This is a genomic window from Cyclobacterium xiamenense, from assembly GCF_900109255.1.
Lineage (GTDB): Bacteria > Bacteroidota > Bacteroidia > Cytophagales > Cyclobacteriaceae > Cyclobacterium > Cyclobacterium xiamenense.
Genome location: NZ_FNZH01000003.1, coordinates 818,612 through 836,772, shown reverse-complemented (window position 1 = coordinate 836,772; position 18,161 = coordinate 818,612). Strand labels below are relative to the sequence as shown.

Genomic DNA, 18,161 nt, shown 5'->3' with positions numbered 1-18,161 from the left:
AGACCCTTCCAAAAGCCCACAAAATTCCTATTCCGCTGACTTTTGAAAAAGGTAAATCAAACTTACCTGCGAATGGACAGAAAAAAGATGCTGTCCTTTGGGGAATTCGGGTGTGCTATCCGGAGAGAGTTGCCATTGGTAGTTGAATCCATTGATAAGTTGGAGTTTGGAACTCAGAAGAAACTGCTCCCATTTTTTATCAAATAGAAACCCAATGCTAAGGTCTACCCAGGGTTGATGCTCGTGTTGCTGTCCGAAAGCCTGATAATAGAAGTCTTGGTGGTTTGCCAGCCGTTCAAAAAGAACGCCTAACTTATCGAAGTTCTCAACTAAAGAAATCTCAAGCGTTTGTACATTAGAGCCAGTACCAATGCCTACCCCGAGTGGCTGGCCAAAATGAGTAAACCCACGTGCTTTTGAATGCGTATGCCACGAAAGACCACCGTTTATTCCCGGATATCGCATATATCGATTCACAGACTCTTGCTGATGCGTCATTTCGCCCCTAACCTGAATGATTTTTTCAAGATTATTTAAATCAAACAATTTTTTAAACCCAAATAAATATGCTCTGGCATGTTCGGGATTAAGAATCGCTTCACGCCAATTAAAAGCATGATCTCTTCTTCCATATTCGAAATAAATTTCAGCTTTTGCTTTAACCGATAAAAACCTAGCAAAAATTGTAGCTTGTTGATCCTTACCGTCAATATCACGGTCAAAACCAACTACTGTTTTCTGAAACGCATCAAAAATTGGGAAATGATCTCTAAACTCATCTCTACGGTATTCATTGTATTGCTGATAGGTGCGGGTAAAACCCAAGAACAGCCCAGAGATCCACTTGGGGTTGTACGAGACTGTTATACCGTTTAAATACCTCCAGTCATTGGTAAATGGAAGTGAAAATCGTTCATTCAATTCCTTTGATTGGGTAGCCTCTGCTCTCGAACTCTCCAAACGGCCGACTATAAGTTGACCTTCAAACCTCCCTAAAAAGGTATGCACCGGATCAATGGTATTTAGCGAAAGATGGGGAAATCCGGGAGCATTGTTTGAAAAAGTTAGCGCATTCCATTGGCCTGGTCCCCACCAAATATTTTGTGTAGAAATACCAGTTTCAAACCCACCAAATTGAGCGGTAATTTTTGATTGCCCCCACAAAAAATTGGTATACTTTCCGGACCCGAATCTTTCTGGATAATCCCCAAAATTAAAGATCCGGAACCTAAGTCGATTGATATCCCGATTAAAGGCATCACTGAACCCTTCAAAAGGTAGGTTCTGTGCAATAATGATCTCTGGTTGAAATTGAATTCTAAAAAAAAGCAGTTTACTGTATACTCCAAAAGTACCAAAATATTGTAAACCCCTATTTGGAATAACTGGACCGTCCGCCCAGCCATAAGGTCGATTTGAATTCATGTACAACCTATGAATAATGGGTAAAATTCCTATACCAAAATTTTCTGTCCCTTCATAAGGCTTCCTACCGACATTATTTAAACCATAAAACCTTTCATTATTTTTAAAACTACTATTAAGCGCTCTTAAATGGAATGAAATATTAAACACACTATCATCATGGTTAAATAACTGATCTCTTCGTACATATTCCTGCAATTGAGTATTATTAGAAAGAAACCCCTGAGAATAAACTGGGTTACCCAAGAAAGCAGAAAAAAGCAAACACACGAAAACTCTACTATCCATTAATGCTAACGTACTATCTGTTTAGATATTGATTAAAATATGAAACATTTTTTTTGCTAGTTTCTTCCTATCGAAGTCCACTGCCAACTCCCTACATCCTTTTTGCAATTTTCGGTACACTTCTAAGTTTAACGCAATTTCTTTTACATTCGAAACAAACGAACTCCGGTCTTCGGGAACAAAACATAATCCAGCCTGGTACATCTCTATGATCACTTTTGTTTCTCCTTCTAACCCTAGCAAAATCGGTTTTTCCATAGCTGCGGCTTCAAAAATCTTTGAAGGGATTACTGTCAAAAAGGTCGGATTCCTTTTAAGATTTACCAATGCTACATCCATGACTTTTAAATAGTCTACCACCTCATTCTTTGAAACCGAATCTAGGAAACGTACATTTTTAAGCCTTAATTCCGCTGCTTTTAAAACCAGCTTTCTTTTTTCAGCACCATCTCCCAAAAACAAAAATAAAATTTCCGGATTGGAATAATACAATTCACCGATAGATCCCAAAATAAAGTCAAGCCCATGTGCCATACCATGGGTTCCAATGTAACCGATGACAAATTTCCCTTCCAATTGATGTTTTTCGACCAAACGGTCGGGCTTTTCCCCTTTTTGAAACATTTCTAGGTTCGCGCCATTTTTTACTACAGATATCTTCCCCTTACAAATTCCCCTAGAAATCATCTTGGATTTGAACGTATCGGTAACTACAACAATATGGTTAGCTGAACGATACAACCATAATTCAAGTCGTTCAAAAATCCGAATTAAAAAGTTTTCCTTCATTGCACCTACCGCTACGATGGACTCTGGCCAAAGATCCCTAACCTCCATTACCCACTTTTTCCTCTTAATTACCGACAAAAAGTTACCAGAAAGCGCAGTAAAAAACTGGGGAGAGGTAGCGATAATTAAATCTGTTTTAACGAATAAACCTACGAAGAATGCCATTAAAGCATAGGAAGTATAATCTAAAATTCGTTTAAAAAAACCCTCATTAGCAGTTATGTACGACCAAACCCTGATAACTTTTATGCCATCAATCTCTTCCTTATTAATAAACTTATTTTTATAACCTGAATACACCTCTCCCTTTGGAAAATTTGGCGCACAGGTTATAACCGTGACATCTGCACCTAAACGGACCCATTCCCTGCAGTGTTCGTAAGTCCTATTCGCTGGCGCGTTTACTTCCGGTGGAAAATTATCGGTAAGAAATAACAACTTCATATTTATACTTTAAAGATCATCAGCTATATCGCGGCTGATTAACAATTACTTAATAAATTCAAGAAAAAACCGTTGGACTAAATGAATTGAAAAACCCATTCCATTTACTACCTAAAATCATCTTTATCCGAAATCGCAAATAGACAAAGTGCCTATTTTCCCCTAAAAAAACTTCTTTCTAGACTTTAGAAATTCATATCGATCTATATCCCTTTTATTAAAAGCAACAGCAGGATTACCCCCTGCAATTGACAGTGCAGGAATACTTTTTGAGACAACACTTCCAGCTTGAATAATCACTCCTTCTCCAATCGTTACACCGCCTAGAATAATAACGTCTAACCCTATCCAAACATTATCACCAATAATAACATTTTTGACAATAAGGGTATCATCATAGGGCAATTTATCTCCTTTATAGTTATGAAACGATGTCAATATTTTGAGATTTTGAGCAGAGTGGAAATTGTCTCCAAATTTAACAACACCCTTACCATAAATCTTACAACCATTAAAATGAGTATTATTACCGAAAACTGTATGCCTATTGAAAACACAATAGTTATTAATATTGGCATTTAGTACATTCCTGTTATTGGAGATAAGCATAGCAAGACGCCTATAAAACATACGTCTAATCCTGAAAAACATTCTTTTCATATTTCGGGGATTTTACTTTTACCATCAAAAACATGAACAATGCTGCACATACCGTAGCGATAGCGCTTCCGTACAGGCCAATATTTTGAACTAATAATAAGTTAATACAAATGGTAATACACGCACCGCCTAACGTAATAATAGACAATCGTTTAGTGTTCTTCGAGTAAAAAAAATAGTTAGCCTCAAATTTATAGAATGAAATAAACATGTAGGCTAAAGAAATTATAGTGACTAAACCCATTTCGATAGCGTATGACTCAAAAAATGGACTAAATTTTACGAGAAGATAAATGAAAATAAGCATTAAAACACTAAATATGCTGATTAAATAATATGAAATTATCTTTATTCTTCTAATTCTAGAAAGCTCGTTCTTCTTCAACATCTCATAAAAAACCGGAACCCAGGCTAGATTAAAGCTTGTAAAAAGGAAATTACCTAACATACCGAGTTGATAAGACACTGCATAGTTACCCAAATCCTCTTCAGAAAGATAATATAGTATCACAAATCGATCCCCAATATTCAAAATATATCCGGATATCATATGCACTATTAAAGGACTACTATAAGCAATAGCAGTTACTAGCAACTTTTTATCAAATTTCAATAAATACTTATTTTTAAACAGAATAAATATGGCAACTAACCCTACTAAGCTTGTAGCAAATACATTCGGAAGAACTCTAAACGTCCAATCAAAATGGTCAACCAAAGAGTAGAAGGTATAGAGTAGAATTATATCACTCCCGATACAAGCCAACCTTATTAAAAAATAGTTTTTGGACTCTTTTTTTGCTCGGTAAATTGAAAGAAGTATTTCAATAATTTGATTAGATAAAAAGAAAATGATACAATAAAAAATAATGGACCAATACTTCTCAGAAATAAAGTATGACATAGAAAATAAAAATATCATCCCAAAAATAGCATTAAAGAAATGTAAAAAGATAATATTCGAAACAAAAACTTTAAAATCGGTCTCCTCCAGGTCATAAAAAAACCGTATGATGGATTGGACGGTACTCAACCCGAGAATAGGTATCAATACCATCGACAAAATTCGATAAAATTCGATAAGCCCATAATCTTCAGGTGACAATAAAATAGTAAATAATGGCAACATAAACAACGGAAAACCCGCATATAAGGCATTTGAAATTCCGTATATCACAGAATCACGTAATAAAACCGATGACTTTAGCCTTGCGATTGGTACCTTCAACGAATGCTTTCCTTTTGAGACAATAAAGAACTGAGAAGGGTGTGGGGCTTGGAAAAAATAATAAAGCCAAGGTCTTGCAAATTTCTCACTTTTTCGATTGAATGATTTACGTCATCAATAACAACATCTATTTGATTAAAAAATGCTTGCGTTAGGCAAGAAGAGTATAAAGAGATCACTGATTTTGTTCGAGAAAACGATTTCTCTAGCGACACTTCATTAGGATTCTCAACATTGAAACCATTGAAAATCCTTTCGATCGTATCCTTCCTTGAATACCTAGGATGGTATCTAACACATATTTTATCTATAGTTTCAATTTTGAGAAGGATTGATCGAATATTAATTAGTTCTTCATTCGTTTCTGCGGCTAAATAGTAGGTAAAACTATATAATTTACTATCATTTGTCAAACTCATATTTAAATGGCTGAAAGTTCCAACCCTAAATTGATTAGGCGCTGCATTTAACTCAATAAATAAATTCCTATAGTGATTATCCCAGACATAAAACCTGTCAAATTCAAAAAAACTATCCCTTATAAAAAAGAACTTTTCCCCATGCATTAAGTTAATGTGCTGAACTTTATTTTCCCTACAGAAGTAAGTGGCTATCGACGACGTAAATGAATATTCGGAAGTAGATAAAATTGCCTTTGGGTTATATTTATAAATGATATATCGATAAAAAAATAATTTAGAAAAACATTTTGATATAAAATAAAAACTTAGTGGAGAACTTTTTACTATCTTAAAAATTAATTTTACGTCTTTTACCTCAAACAAGAACTCTTCCATAAAATCAATCTTTTCGACATGAAACTCTTCATTAATCTCCTTTGGAATAATATCAGGATAATGGAAATTTTTGTAAGGAAAAATTGTAAGGTTGGAGATGCTATTGGCCTTTGCCTTCGTACCGCTAGTAAAATTACCGAGGACGGCTAAAAATAAGAAATAAGGAATACCAAAAAATCCTACAAAATTTTTAACAAATCGGTCCCTTCTTGAAAGTGTTATAAATTGTGCTTTATACTGTTTGATAGAACGATCAATTAGACCATTAGGGAGTCCTAAATCGTTCATTTTTTTTATCTGTTCGTCCTTATTATACTCCAAAGGCTTAGGCAGGCCAGATAATAGATTATTTAATTTATTTTTTAGAAACATTAATAGTCAATAGTCGTGAATTTAACCTTGTATTTTTCTGAAAATTCTACAGGTTGCAAATACATTTTTTCTTTTGAGTTCTACCAAGTTGGTATGAAACGGAAGTAGGCTCTGTTAGGGAGTAACCTACCGGAAAAAAGATCGGCTGGACGAAAAAGTTACTTAGGCGGCTTGGTTGACAACCTTTTTTTGTAGCCATAATGGGAGTTTGATCCCTGCAGAAAACCGTGTCCTGCATAAACGGTTGGTGTTCTATATCCTAGCGCCTGATTTGGCCTGTGCACTATATCCTACTTGCCCATTGGTCTGTCATTTGCTATTTTAGGGATGTGAACAAGCAGTCATCTGGTATGTCGTTACAGAAAGGCCTGTCGAAGCGTTCCACAATCCTATTTTGCTCAGGTTTCCTTTCTAGAGAGGGGACCATTCAATTGCTTATTTTTTTATCCATTGACGGAATCTCTCGATTCGAAGCTCTGCCCCAATATCTGTTCGTATGCTTTTGGGTTTACCATGAATGTCTATGATCTGCTACAGTGGGTCTATCAAACGTCCTAACGGTAAGCTATGGGCTGTCGTCATTCCTTTGCACGCACGATCGAAGTGATCGGTCACATTCAGTATCCTGACTATCCTACCGTTTTCTAGGAAATCAGACATGTTGTCTATCGCCCACTACTCGTTGGCACCAGAGGGATCAGGATCTCGGATGAGCGCGTTGGCCTTTTACTCTTCGTTTCTATCACTTATACAAGCTGAAGCCCTTTTAGCTCATGCACTAGCCTGCTAATACTCCGACTAATATGAATAAACTTTTTCATTACCTAGCAGACCACCTTGATTCTCCCTATTCTGCTACAAGCTATGACCTTCTTAATCATCCCTTTGATCACGCATCCTTTCCCAGTATTTTATTCAGCATTCTTCTTTGGTTCTGGAAACCGAAATGGTGTTTCGCACCCATACATGGACTACTTGGCAGGTGTGTCTAAGCTAGGAACGGCTTCTTGCTCTTGCATAGGCGTCAGGCCTTTTTTGATGGAATAGCCTCTATAAAGTCAATCTCAAGGCTTTGGTAACGACAATTCTTTTAAACCGATTGTTTTCCTCCTCCAGACTTCTGAGACGACGGAGTACCTGTACCTCCATCGCTGCGTATTTTTTCCACCAAGCGTAAAACGAGCAACTATTAATTCCATGCTTCCGCCGTATTTCTTTCCTTTTGATGCCTTCTTCCTGTAGTTTGAGGTTTCTAATGATCCGTTTCTCAATCAATTTGTTCGTGTAAATTAAGACAAAGTTGAAATTTCTAGCTTTAACCTGTTCAAAGAGGAAACCAACTAAGCACCACGCGCTAATAACTACGAGACGAACTAGCCAACAACTAATCTTAAAAAATATTACCAATCTAACGAACGAGAAAAGCTAGGCCACAACCGTTAATTTTCTAGAATCATTTGAAGCATTAGCTGATTCTTTTTTTGAAAGAAAAATTAGACTATACATCGATATATCGAATAGTGAACAGCCCCAAAAAATACCGTATTGGGCAAGCGAATAAAATAAAAAAGGTAAAATAAAAACAAAATTCGATCCTTTAATTAAATTCGTAAAAAACAGAATCCAAACAAAAAACAAAGGCATCCCAACTGTAGCAATAAACTGTAAATAAGAGTTATGAGCATGATAACTATGTCCCGCAAATGACATATAGATTTTTTCAGAATAATTGCCCCAAATCAGGTTGTTAGAAATAAATTCAATATATACACCAAACACGATAGCGCGTATATCCTTAAAGTCAGTCGGATTTCCTCTGGTAAATTGGAACAATATTTCGTTACTATTTGAAACAACCAAAAGAACAAAAAGGACAAAAATAAAAATTAAAAAAACTTTATATTTAAATTTTATTTCAAATAACCACGGTAGAAAATAAAAACAAAAAAAGACAGAAACAGTTAAAATAGCGGTCCGCTGGAAGGATAATATCGAAGCGATTAAGATTATTAGTATAAACAAATAGGTATGAGCTTTAGATATTTTATTCATTTCAAACAAAAACATCGAAAAGACAATACCTACGACTAGCTTTAATCCTAAAACACTCACATTTGGACTTAAACCAAAAACCCGATTATAATAAAGTAGATCAGTTTCTCCGAATTTAGTTTCACCGCCTAAATCACCTGGGTAAATTAGGTATTGAATGCCAATTAAATATTCAATTACAGCTATAATGGCCTCAAACAAGATAAAATACAGTAAATAGCGCATCGTGTCAAATGACATGTGCTTAGAAAAAAAAATGGTACCCAGAAGCAAAATTGTAAACGGAAATAAATCGGTTGAGCGCTCGTAGTCTTTAAACATAAAACTCGCTCCATAAAAGACTTTCCCTAAAAGAAATGAAACTACTGAACCTACTATAAAAATAATCAGAATTACCCCCGGCTTATCCAGTGTGAATTTCCTTGAATCATTGAAAAAGTGATAAATCCCAATTAACATTATTACAAAATAAAACATTACCTGCGGCATTTGAGCTACGGAGGTAATGTAAATCAATAATGCATAAAAAAAATCTCTTTTTACTTTAAACATTAAATTCAATAAAATCTAGTTAATTAGCAAAAATGCTTTGATCTTATTAATAATTATAATATCGGTTTTAAATGAAAATATGCATAGAATATTCAATTGCTGAACGTAATTTTCAAATAAGGGATAGAGTTATTTCTAACTGTTTTTTTTTATAAATTTATAATAAAGTTTTAAAAATAGTAATAATTATATCTCTAAAAATTGTTAACTAAAACATAATATGGATTCTCGATTTAGGGATAATCTATAGTAATAATAGACTATATTTAACCTTATTTTAGAAAATATATAAACTTATTATTTATTAAACATATATTCAAGAAAAACATCACCTATTATCTTATTTATAAGTTGGAATAAGTCGTCTATAAATAAATAAAAATTTCCATAGCTAACGCAAATAATAATGACTTGTTCGGTCAAAATTGAACTATATAACACATTGCCATTAGCACCTCTAAATTAGCGATTTCATCGAGGACGGCGATACTTAAAACGGAAATACTAACCTTACCTAAGGGTTTCTTTTCAAAATTTCTAATACTACGATCCAATAGGCAGTAATTGGCCAAAATTACACCGAATTGGCCGACAAAATAGACCTTACATTCGTAAAATATCAACTATAGCCGGTAGACTAGGTATTATTTGACAACTTTAAAATAGTTTCCATTGCATGAAATGATTTTACCTTCATGCATTTAAATCGAACCTAAGATTTCATAAACCATTCTTACGTATTTGACCTGTAATTACAAAGCCTGGTATACGACGAACAACATTTACTATCTCCGAGAAAAAAATAGAGGCGCTGAAATACTATTTTATTCGACAGTAAAGTTAGATATCAAGAAAAAACCACTCACTGAGCTTTAAGCAGGAGCAATTTGGTTCGGTTACCAAACCACTTTTAGCCTACTTTCCTTTGCACACAACCCGGTAGATGTAAAAATTAACTATCAAATCAATCCTACTTAAATAAGCGAGTCAAAAGAATAGCAAAAGATATCTTATAATTTATAGTTGATGATTTTTTCGCTTTATAATCCACTCAGCAAATTCAAAATCTTCAATCGTATCAACATCAACTGATTTATTTCTATCCATAATGAAAGCATAGGAATTATCAGTGTACTGAAGATCTTTAAATATCAGATCAGATTTCAGAATATAAATTGCTCCATTAGGAAAATAGGAAGTTCTTCCATCTTGCATATTTCCAATAGATTTATCAAAAATATTTAAAAACTTATTTTCCTCTGTAATGTACTTATGCCATTTAATGGGATGATGTTCCTGACAATAACTAATTACCGAATCAGCGTTCTTCAAAGAAAAAAGTTTGATTGCATTATCAATATCTTCACTCTCCCGCAATGGGCTAGTAGGCTGGAGAACTACTAACTCATTATATGAAACCCCCTCTGTTCTATAAAGCTCATTTAAAACAAACCGGAAAACATCATTGGACTTAGAACTATCTAGGGCTAGGTAATCCGGTCTCATAAAAGGAACTTCCGCTCCATAATTTTTTGCCACCTCGGCAATCTCCATATCATCTGTATTTACGACTACTCTGGATACTCCAATAGCCGCAATAGCTGCTTCTATTGAATAAGCTATTAAAGGCTTGCCGTTTAGAGCCCTAATATTCTTGTTCTCCAATCGTTTTGAACCACCTCTAGCAGGTATCAATGCCAACATCAACTTATCTTTATATGTTTAATATCTTCCTGGGCCTTATTGTAATCCTCATGTTTTCCAATATCCAACCAATACCCTACCAACGGATATGCTACAACTTTTTTACCTTCTTCTATCAACCGTTCCATTAAGTCAGTCGCGTTGTAAACAGTGTCTTTCGGTATCTTATCTAAAATTTCTCTTTTCATTAGATAAATACCTGCATTGGAATAATGTGTATATATCGGTTTTTCCTTAAGACCTTTAACAACTTTATTTTCAGTTTCCATAACGGCATAGGGTATATTTACCTGATATGGAATACAGGCAACCGCAAAATCAGCTTCATTTTCTTCAAAAAACAGAAATAAATCCTCGAAATCAATATCTGTGAGCAAATCAGAGTTCATCATTAATACATAGTCATGAATGAAGTCATCTATCAATGCAAGAGCACCTGCTGTTCCAAGAGGAATCTCTTCCCAAACGTACTTGATTCTAATTGACTTCTCTGCGCCACTTTTTAAATAGTCAACCAATTGTTCCCCCAAATATCGAATAGAAATCCATATATCATCTATTCCATAAAGATTCAGACGATCTATATTGTATTCAATGATTGGCTTTTGACCAATTTTTAAGAGTGGTTTTGGTGTAGTATCCGTTAGTGGCCTCAATCGCTCACCCCTTCCACCAGCCATGATTAGCGCATCCACCGGTAAATAAGACTTTTGATGCCTGAAATTGACGACATTGATGACCTGCATGTGGGTATTTACTACCGGAAAAACGGTAAAATGTCTTTTTCTGAGTTCTATAATTTCTTTGAGATTGTACCTTCCCTTCTGTATAAACTTGGGATTGGGCTGGATAAATTCAGAAAGATGATCATCAAAACTCATACCATTAATAAAACCACGCCTCAAATCACCATCTGTCAAAGACCCTAGCAAGGTATTATTATCATCCACCAAAAAAAGTATAGCATCTGAAGCAAGAATATCCAGCCTTTTTAGGGACTCTCTTACAGGAATGTCAATATTCGCAATATGCCGTTCAAAAGGTTGCATTGTATTCTTTAATTATATCTAATATCTTTTTAGATGGGTTGGGTTGGTAGTAAAGGTTAACGCCATTAAATTCTCTTTGCAGGTACCTTTCTGCTGTATCGACAATAGCTTCAGCAACAAAAGGAATGTGAATTACGTTTTGCCCGGACAATCGACCGCGTTGCCTGTCCCCTAGGTTTAAAACATATTTTCTAAAAGAACTGGCCTCAACTATCCCACTTGAGGTATTTCCAATCATTAACCTAGAGTATTTCATGCATGTAAAATAGGATTGAGTACCAAAATTCTCAATTAATTTGATACTATCATGTTTTTTACTCAGCAATTCAAAAGCCGATCTAAATACCGTTCCAGAAGTATCAGCATTGGGCATCGTGATCACAATCTGGTACCTGGCTGAAAGCTGGTCCAAAGCCAAAGACACTTGCTCGCAATATTTTTCATTTTGACGAAAAGATACAGTTTCAGGATGGACGGTGACCAAAATGGTGTCAATGCGTAGATCTATACCCCATTTTTCCAGAAATTCATTTAAAGTCAGCAACCTAAGCGTAGTTAGATTCTCTAAACTAAGCGATCCAACATTGAAAATTCTTGCAGTTTTATTGTCTAACAATTGAATTAGCCTGTCCTTAAATGATTCAGTAGACACAAAATGAATGGTGCTAGACAGGGAAATGCTATGCCTATAAACATTATCAATCGCACCCAGAGTAGTTTCGCCGCCATGAAGGTGGGCAATTTTCACTTGGTATGGCACTGAGGCTGCTACTGCTGCTGCCATTTCAAACCTGTCCCCAAGCGCAAAAACTAAATCAAACTTCCCTTGACTTTCTTCCCAAAACTCAGAAAATTTTAGGCAGGTTAATGCATAGCTCGATGAAACAGCATTTGGAGAATCACCTAATAGCAAAGATTCAATTTTTTTATAAACTCCGAAACCATCAGTTTCTATCTCGGAGAGGGTATATCCGTGAAATTTCGAAAGATGTGTTCCAAAAACGATGAGTTTTAGATCTAATTCATCGTCCTGCTTCATCGCTTTCAACAGCGGCAAATAAATCCCGTAATCTGCACGTGAACTCGTCAAAACACCGACCTTTATCACCTCAAGTGTTCATTTAAGAGTTTGGTACCTCCCAGTAAATCAACCAAAAATTTCTTCCCAAGAATTTCATCAATATCCATAGGAGAAATACCATCCCCTGGCCGAAGAGCAATCAAATCGTCCTGGCTTACTAATTGTCCCTTTTTGACATCGTGTTTAAGATGAAGGCTTTTTCTCGCTATTGTAATGTTCTTTTTTTCGCTTCTACTTGGTTCTTTTGTGCCAGAGCCTGAAATCGCCATTTCGATATTCCGGATTCCCTTAACCATAGCTCTCAACTCATCGGGCTCAAGAGATGCCGCATGATCAGGACCGGGCAAATCCCTGTCTAAAGTAAAATGCTTTTCTATTACAGTAGCTCCGAGGGCCACTGCTGCAATGGGAACCTCTATACCTAAGGTATGATCTGAGTATCCTACATCTAAACCCAACTCGTTGGCAATATGATTCATGGCAAGCAGGTTGACATCTTCCATGGGTGTAGGGTACTCCGTATTGCAGTGCAGAATGGTGATTCTATCCCTTTCTATACCCTCTTGAGTGATCACCGCTAATGCGGCTTTAACTTCCTCAAAAGTAGCCATGCCAGTGGACAAAATAATATCTTTCCCTCTTCTGGCTATATGCTGTAAAAAACGCTTATTCGTAATTTCTCCTGAAGGTATTTTATAAAAAGGAATTTTCAATTTATCTAAAAGATCAATACTTTCATTGTCGAAACCTGTCGAAAGAAACCGAATGCCCTTCGTTTGGCACCTTTCAATCAGCCTAGGATACCAATCCTCTCCCATTTCCAACTTTTTAAGCATACCTAATTGGGTATCCTCACCGGATTTCATGTTATTTCTTTGATATTCTGCCTTTTGGGCTGTAGGATTTACTATTTTCTCTGCCTTAAACGTTTGGAATTTTACAAAATCGGCACCGGCTTCGGCAGCTACATCTATTAACTCCAGGGCTTTATTTATGTCTCCGTTGTGGTTTACTCCAGCTTCAGCAATTACAATCACACGTTTATTACTCATAATTTCCTCAGTTTATTACCGACCCAAATCCCCTTTTCTTCAACATCCGATAGGACCACACTTCCCGCACCGATCACGTTTCCAGAAGTTATTCGTACATTTTGTCGCACTACTGCATTGGCTCCAACAAAACTTTCAGTCCCTACGTAAACATTGCCAGAAAGTACAGCACCCGGCGCAATGTGTGCGTAATCAGAAACTTCACACTCGTGCTCTACAATACAGGAAGTATTTAATATCACACCTTTTCCGATTTCTGATTGCGCATTCACTACAACATTCTTTCCTATATAAGTTGAATAGTTTAAGCTGGCAGTTTTGGAAACTTGGGCACTTGGATCAATGGCTACAAATTGGTTCAGTCGATGGTGTTCGAAAATATCTACTAATTTTCTTCTAATAGGATTCTCTCCAATGGATGGGAAAACCAGATCATTTCCTACTATCGTTTTAACATCTACTTCTCCCTCATATCCAAAATATTCAAGTTCATACGGGTTTCTTTCGGCTCGTTGAAAATCAAAATAGCCTCCAATAACATAGCCTGCATCCAGAAGCGACTCGATAATGACATATGAATGACCAGAATATCCAAAAAGAAATACAGACTTAGCTTCTGACACTGCTTGGTATGTTTACGATCCGTTCCTCCAAAAACTCAGCATTCCTTTGCCCATCCCTGAAACACCGTTGGTACATGGGCAATCGATACATTAATTGCCATATAGGGCGGGTCATAATTTTCGAATCGTTGGTAACTTTCAAAAATGCATTGCGTTCTTGTAGATTTTCCAATTCGACGGACATCAGCCAGTAATTTGCTTGCGTGTTCTCCAGTTCTTTTCTAAAGGTAATTGTCTGCGATTCAAAAAAATCTGCATATTCGTTGGCTAGCTGTCTCTTGCTCGCTAAAAAGCTTTCCAATTGTTCGAGTTGTGCACAGACGAGGGCCGCATTTAGATTCGGCATTCTAAAATTATATCCGATTTGATCGTGTACGTATTCATATGAATGGGTAACCTTGGCTGTCGTTGTTAAATGTTTACCCAAATTTCCCAAATCCTCCTCACTTGTCACAATCATACCTCCGCCTCCCGAAGTAACAATCTTATTACCGTTAAAGGAGAACACGCCTATCCTACCGAAAGATCCCGAATGTTTTCCTTTATAAAAACTCCCTAAGGATTCAGCTGCGTCTTCAACAACCGGTATATTCCATTTTTTGCAGACCTTCAAAAGGTCATCCAGGTTTACAGGGAAACCAAAGGTATGCATGGGCATACAGGCGCTAATTCTTCTTCCGGTTTTTTTATTGAAGGTACCGGAATCCCTTCGTTCTCCAAACTCCTCCAAAAAATCCGAAACAGCACTGGGAGATAATCCCATGGTATCGTAATCTACATCTAAAAAAACGGGGAATGCTCCGTTATAGTGAATTGCATTTGCTGTAGCAACAAAGGTTAGGGCTTGCGTAATCACTTCGTCCCCTCTTTGGACGCCAACTAATTGTAGTGCTATCTGTAAACCTGCGGTTCCATTGACCACAGCTACAGCTCTTTTAGCTTGGCTAATTTCAGCAATCATTTTTTCAGATAAATTCACATACGATCCAACTGAAGAAACAAATGTAGAATCCAACGTGTCCAACACATACTTGCGTTCGTTGCCCTTAAAAATGGGAGCATGCAAATTGATAAAATCTTTAGTGTCGAATTTATCACGAATAAACTGGATGGTTTCCTTAAAACCCATACTTACATTTTAGCATCTAAATATTTCCCTTTTTCCTTATGATCGAATGCAGGCAATAACTCCCGGAAGGTGTTTACCAGATCAGCTTTATCCCATCGCTTTCTTTCTAATAATACTTCGATTTTGGAAAGGAACCAATTGAGTTTTTCCTCGTTGTAGAGTAGGCTGCTTTTTACGATACCTAGATTTTCAAATCTATCGAAATCCAATACCTCACCTTCCATGAAAAATTCCTCGAAATCCTTTTCTCCAGTAGTATCACTTTGGGAGAAGTAGCAAGGCCAGTAGTGGTCAAGACTTGCAGATGATTGGGTATTGGTTTTGAAAAACTGACGGGCTTTTTCTTCTGATTCGCAAATATATGGCTCGTACCCCAATTGCGTTAAATAATTAACGGCTATTTCTGCAAATGTTGTCAAATGGAGTTTTTCACTCAGTTTGGGGAAGAAGATATCCCTATTTTCGCCAAGCAAACAGGACATCAAACAGAGTTCGCCGGATTCCTGTGGGGTCACAAAGTATCTTTTGATGTCGTTTGGGGCCACAATCGGCTGTCTTTTCTGTATCCGTTGATTAAAACCATGAAGTAAAGACCCATCAGAAAACGCCACATTGGCAAACCTTGCTGTAGATATGGAAATATTCTTACTTTCTCTCATCAGGAACAATTCCATGATCCGCTTGGATGCCCCCATCATGTTTACGGGATTGGCTGCCTTATCCGTCGAAACGCAAAAATATTTCTTCACGCCATTTATCTTAGATTGGCTAATTGTTTTGAGGGTATTTAAAATATTAACCTCAATCATTCTCATCAATGTATACGGATCTTTCTCGCTTCTCACATGCTTAAGTGCCGATAAATTCAACACGTAATCATACTCTCCGTCAGCATCTATGAAAGCATCATAAATTGGAGAGCCAATATCTAATGCAAAGGTTCTGAAATCCCCATCTATATACCCCAAAGAACTCCGAATATCCCTTACCATCTCTACTAAATTATTTTCGCTGATATCGACCACATGGAGTTTCTTTGGTTTTCGCTTGAATATTTCCTTAGAAACAGCTTGGCCTATAGACCCAGCTCCACCAATTACCAAAAAATGTGAGCTCTCTACTTTTTGGCTTAGCAATTTCTCGTTTTGATCAATATCAAGATCAAAAAGAAATCTATTCCTTCCAATTAATTTTAAAATATCCATTACCTTTTTTTTTAAGTCTGAGTCATCAAAATCAGTCCAAAACTTAATCGGCCTTTAAAAACGGCTTGGTTATTCGACTTGTTTCGGTTTTCGAAAAAAATTACGCACCATAGGCAAAATAATTGCAGACTATTTGTCATACAATTCCTGAAAGTATCGCTTAATAAACGATTCATTATAGGTGTAGATACCGTCGGCAAATCTTCCCCAAGGCCTCCTTATTCGCTATCCATTAAGCATGATTTTTAGCTCGGTTAATCACCAATAACCGATGTAATCGGGGTTAAGATACAATTGGTAGCCCGCTTTGATCCCGTTTTGGACTACGAGTATCATCTGTTTGATACTTTTTTTCCGGTTTTCTTCATAGATCTCGTAACCTTCTTCTTGATATCGCAACTCTTTTTAACCATTCTATATTACGATTCGTATCACAGAAAAAAATTTACTGCTATGTAGGACAGGCTACAATTTTTAATAAGGTAGGAATTAAATTTGGCTGCCGCGGACTGCGAAATATTTAGGTAATTCTTTCCCTGATAAATCGGCAGTTTTGCACTGCTTGTAGGAAATACTAACATACTACCGAAGTGCACTCCATTGCTCCTGAACCCGTTTTACAAATTCGATACCGAAAACGTATCCTACACCGACTATAGCTCCCAATATCAAGAAAACCGCCAGAATAAATGGCCGCTTGGGTCCAGATTTCTCAGTGGGAATCGTCACCGGTTCGATGATGGAAAAAATCGGCGTATCCTTAGAAACCTGTAGCTTCGCCTGCTCCAATTGCTTAGCCAACTCGCTGTAAATTGTAAACGCAAAATTGTACTCCGCCTCCAATCGCTGTAATTCATTGTTAACGGAAGCGGAAATGATGTTCTGGTTTCTATCCCTAAATGTAGCCAACTCGGCCTGAATTTTTTCAAAAGCGATCTTTTTTTCTTCAAACTGTTCCTCTGTAAACTTCAATTGCTCCCGAGCATTCTGAATTTTATAGGAAATGACTTCTTTCTGTAAAAGCGCTTCCGCATAGGAGGCCATCTGAGCAGCCATGACCGGATCGGGCATATCAAAAGAAATTGTCACAAAACCTTCCTCTTCATTGGGCGTGACCGTCAATTGCTCTTCAAGGATAGTAAACAACCTCCTTTCTTCTTTGCTGATTCGTAAAAATCCTGTATCGATTTCCAAATGATCCATATCTTCCTTTGTAGCCCGCAAGCCACCCAGAATCTTTTCCGGTAATCCCACCGTATATTCCTTAACTAAAGCCAAAGGGCCGGGAGAATGAATAGCTACAAAATATTGCCGGTAGCTAACTTTTTCAATTGTCCCAGGAAGGGAAATTTTCGCATCCAACAATGCCTGCCGAAAAGCAGTAGAAGAAACAAATTTGGGGTACAGTGCAGGTGGGACTTCAGACCCGCCCGGTATTCCACCTAAGCTAATACCGGCCAAGGAAGCCAGCCCACCAAGACTTCCGCTCGCTTTGCCTGAATCTGCAGTTTGGGGAATAAAGGTCGAGGAAGCTGTATACGTTTTGGGCAATAGAAAGGCGATAGCAAGCCCCGAAAAAGTAAAAGCAAGTACAATTACCAGTACCTTTCTGCGACTGGACCATAGGGTCTTTGCGAGAGCAAGGAGATCTATTTCATCATCATCCTGATTAGAATTTGTCTTTGCTGTATGTAACATACTGATAAGTTGC

15 protein-coding genes are annotated in these 18,161 nt (G+C 36.8%); all 15 read right to left on the bottom strand.

Going from position 1 to position 18,161, the window contains the following annotated elements:
- Positions 1 to 27 precede the first annotated feature (27 nt).
- The 15 genes from BMW71_RS13175 to BMW71_RS13105 all read right to left on the bottom strand — a co-directional run bounded on the left by BMW71_RS13175 (position 28) and on the right by BMW71_RS13105 (position 18,148).
- Positions 28 to 1,713 (bottom strand): capsule assembly Wzi family protein, encoded by a 1,686-nt coding sequence (locus BMW71_RS13175; RefSeq protein WP_092174621.1) that lies wholly within the window; start codon positions 1,711 to 1,713, stop codon positions 28 to 30.
- Positions 1,714 to 1,734: 21 nt separating this feature from the next.
- Positions 1,735 to 2,946 (bottom strand): glycosyltransferase family 4 protein, encoded by a 1,212-nt coding sequence (locus tag BMW71_RS13170; protein WP_092174618.1) that lies wholly within the window; start codon positions 2,944 to 2,946, stop codon positions 1,735 to 1,737.
- Positions 2,947 to 3,108: 162 nt separating this feature from the next.
- Positions 3,109 to 3,606: an acyltransferase gene (locus tag BMW71_RS13165; RefSeq protein ID WP_218145586.1), complete on the bottom strand. Its 498-nt coding sequence runs from the start codon at positions 3,604 to 3,606 to the stop codon at positions 3,109 to 3,111.
- Positions 3,581 to 4,834, bottom strand: a complete 1,254-nt coding sequence (locus tag BMW71_RS13160; RefSeq protein WP_143057620.1) for a lipopolysaccharide biosynthesis protein — start codon at positions 4,832 to 4,834, stop codon at positions 3,581 to 3,583. Before BMW71_RS13160 ends, BMW71_RS13165 begins: the two co-directional genes overlap by 26 nt.
- The gene (locus BMW71_RS13155) at positions 4,831 to 5,919 is read right to left on the bottom strand and encodes a hypothetical protein (RefSeq protein WP_143057619.1); all 1,089 of its coding nucleotides are present in this window, start codon (positions 5,917 to 5,919) and stop codon (positions 4,831 to 4,833) included. Before BMW71_RS13155 ends, BMW71_RS13160 begins: the two co-directional genes overlap by 4 nt.
- A gap of 1,134 nt (positions 5,920 to 7,053) precedes the next feature.
- Positions 7,054 to 7,278 (bottom strand): transposase, encoded by a 225-nt coding sequence (locus BMW71_RS24125; protein ID WP_177179635.1) that lies wholly within the window; start codon positions 7,276 to 7,278, stop codon positions 7,054 to 7,056.
- A 150-nt stretch (positions 7,279 to 7,428) separates the two neighbouring features.
- The gene (locus tag BMW71_RS13145) at positions 7,429 to 8,607 is read right to left on the bottom strand and encodes an O-antigen ligase family protein (RefSeq protein ID WP_092174607.1); all 1,179 of its coding nucleotides are present in this window, start codon (positions 8,605 to 8,607) and stop codon (positions 7,429 to 7,431) included.
- Between the two features lie 1,017 nt (positions 8,608 to 9,624).
- Positions 9,625 to 10,311, bottom strand: coding sequence for an acylneuraminate cytidylyltransferase family protein (locus BMW71_RS13140; protein WP_092174605.1), 687 nt, complete (start codon positions 10,309 to 10,311; stop codon positions 9,625 to 9,627).
- The gene (locus BMW71_RS13135) at positions 10,311 to 11,360 is read right to left on the bottom strand and encodes a nucleotidyltransferase family protein (protein WP_092174602.1); all 1,050 of its coding nucleotides are present in this window, start codon (positions 11,358 to 11,360) and stop codon (positions 10,311 to 10,313) included. The genes BMW71_RS13140 and BMW71_RS13135 overlap by 1 nt, the downstream gene beginning before the upstream one ends.
- Positions 11,347 to 12,468 (bottom strand): UDP-N-acetylglucosamine 2-epimerase, encoded by a 1,122-nt coding sequence (gene neuC / locus BMW71_RS13130; RefSeq protein WP_092174599.1) that lies wholly within the window; start codon positions 12,466 to 12,468, stop codon positions 11,347 to 11,349. Before neuC ends, BMW71_RS13135 begins: the two co-directional genes overlap by 14 nt.
- Complete coding sequence (gene neuB / locus BMW71_RS13125) at positions 12,465 to 13,493, bottom strand: N-acetylneuraminate synthase (RefSeq protein ID WP_092174597.1); 1,029 nt, start codon at positions 13,491 to 13,493, stop codon at positions 12,465 to 12,467. Before neuB ends, neuC begins: the two co-directional genes overlap by 4 nt.
- On the bottom strand, positions 13,490 to 14,116 hold the full coding sequence (locus tag BMW71_RS13120; RefSeq protein ID WP_092174594.1) for an acetyltransferase: 627 nt from the start codon (positions 14,114 to 14,116) through the stop codon (positions 13,490 to 13,492). Before BMW71_RS13120 ends, neuB begins: the two co-directional genes overlap by 4 nt.
- Positions 14,103 to 15,245: a LegC family aminotransferase gene (locus BMW71_RS13115; protein WP_092174591.1), complete on the bottom strand. Its 1,143-nt coding sequence runs from the start codon at positions 15,243 to 15,245 to the stop codon at positions 14,103 to 14,105. Before BMW71_RS13115 ends, BMW71_RS13120 begins: the two co-directional genes overlap by 14 nt.
- Positions 15,246 to 15,247: 2 nt before the next feature.
- Positions 15,248 to 16,450 (bottom strand): UDP-N-acetylglucosamine 4,6-dehydratase, encoded by a 1,203-nt coding sequence (locus BMW71_RS13110; RefSeq protein ID WP_092174589.1) that lies wholly within the window; start codon positions 16,448 to 16,450, stop codon positions 15,248 to 15,250.
- Between the two features lie 582 nt (positions 16,451 to 17,032).
- Complete coding sequence (locus BMW71_RS13105) at positions 17,033 to 18,148, bottom strand: Wzz/FepE/Etk N-terminal domain-containing protein (RefSeq protein ID WP_092174586.1); 1,116 nt, start codon at positions 18,146 to 18,148, stop codon at positions 17,033 to 17,035.
- Positions 18,149 to 18,161: the final 13 nt, after the last annotated feature.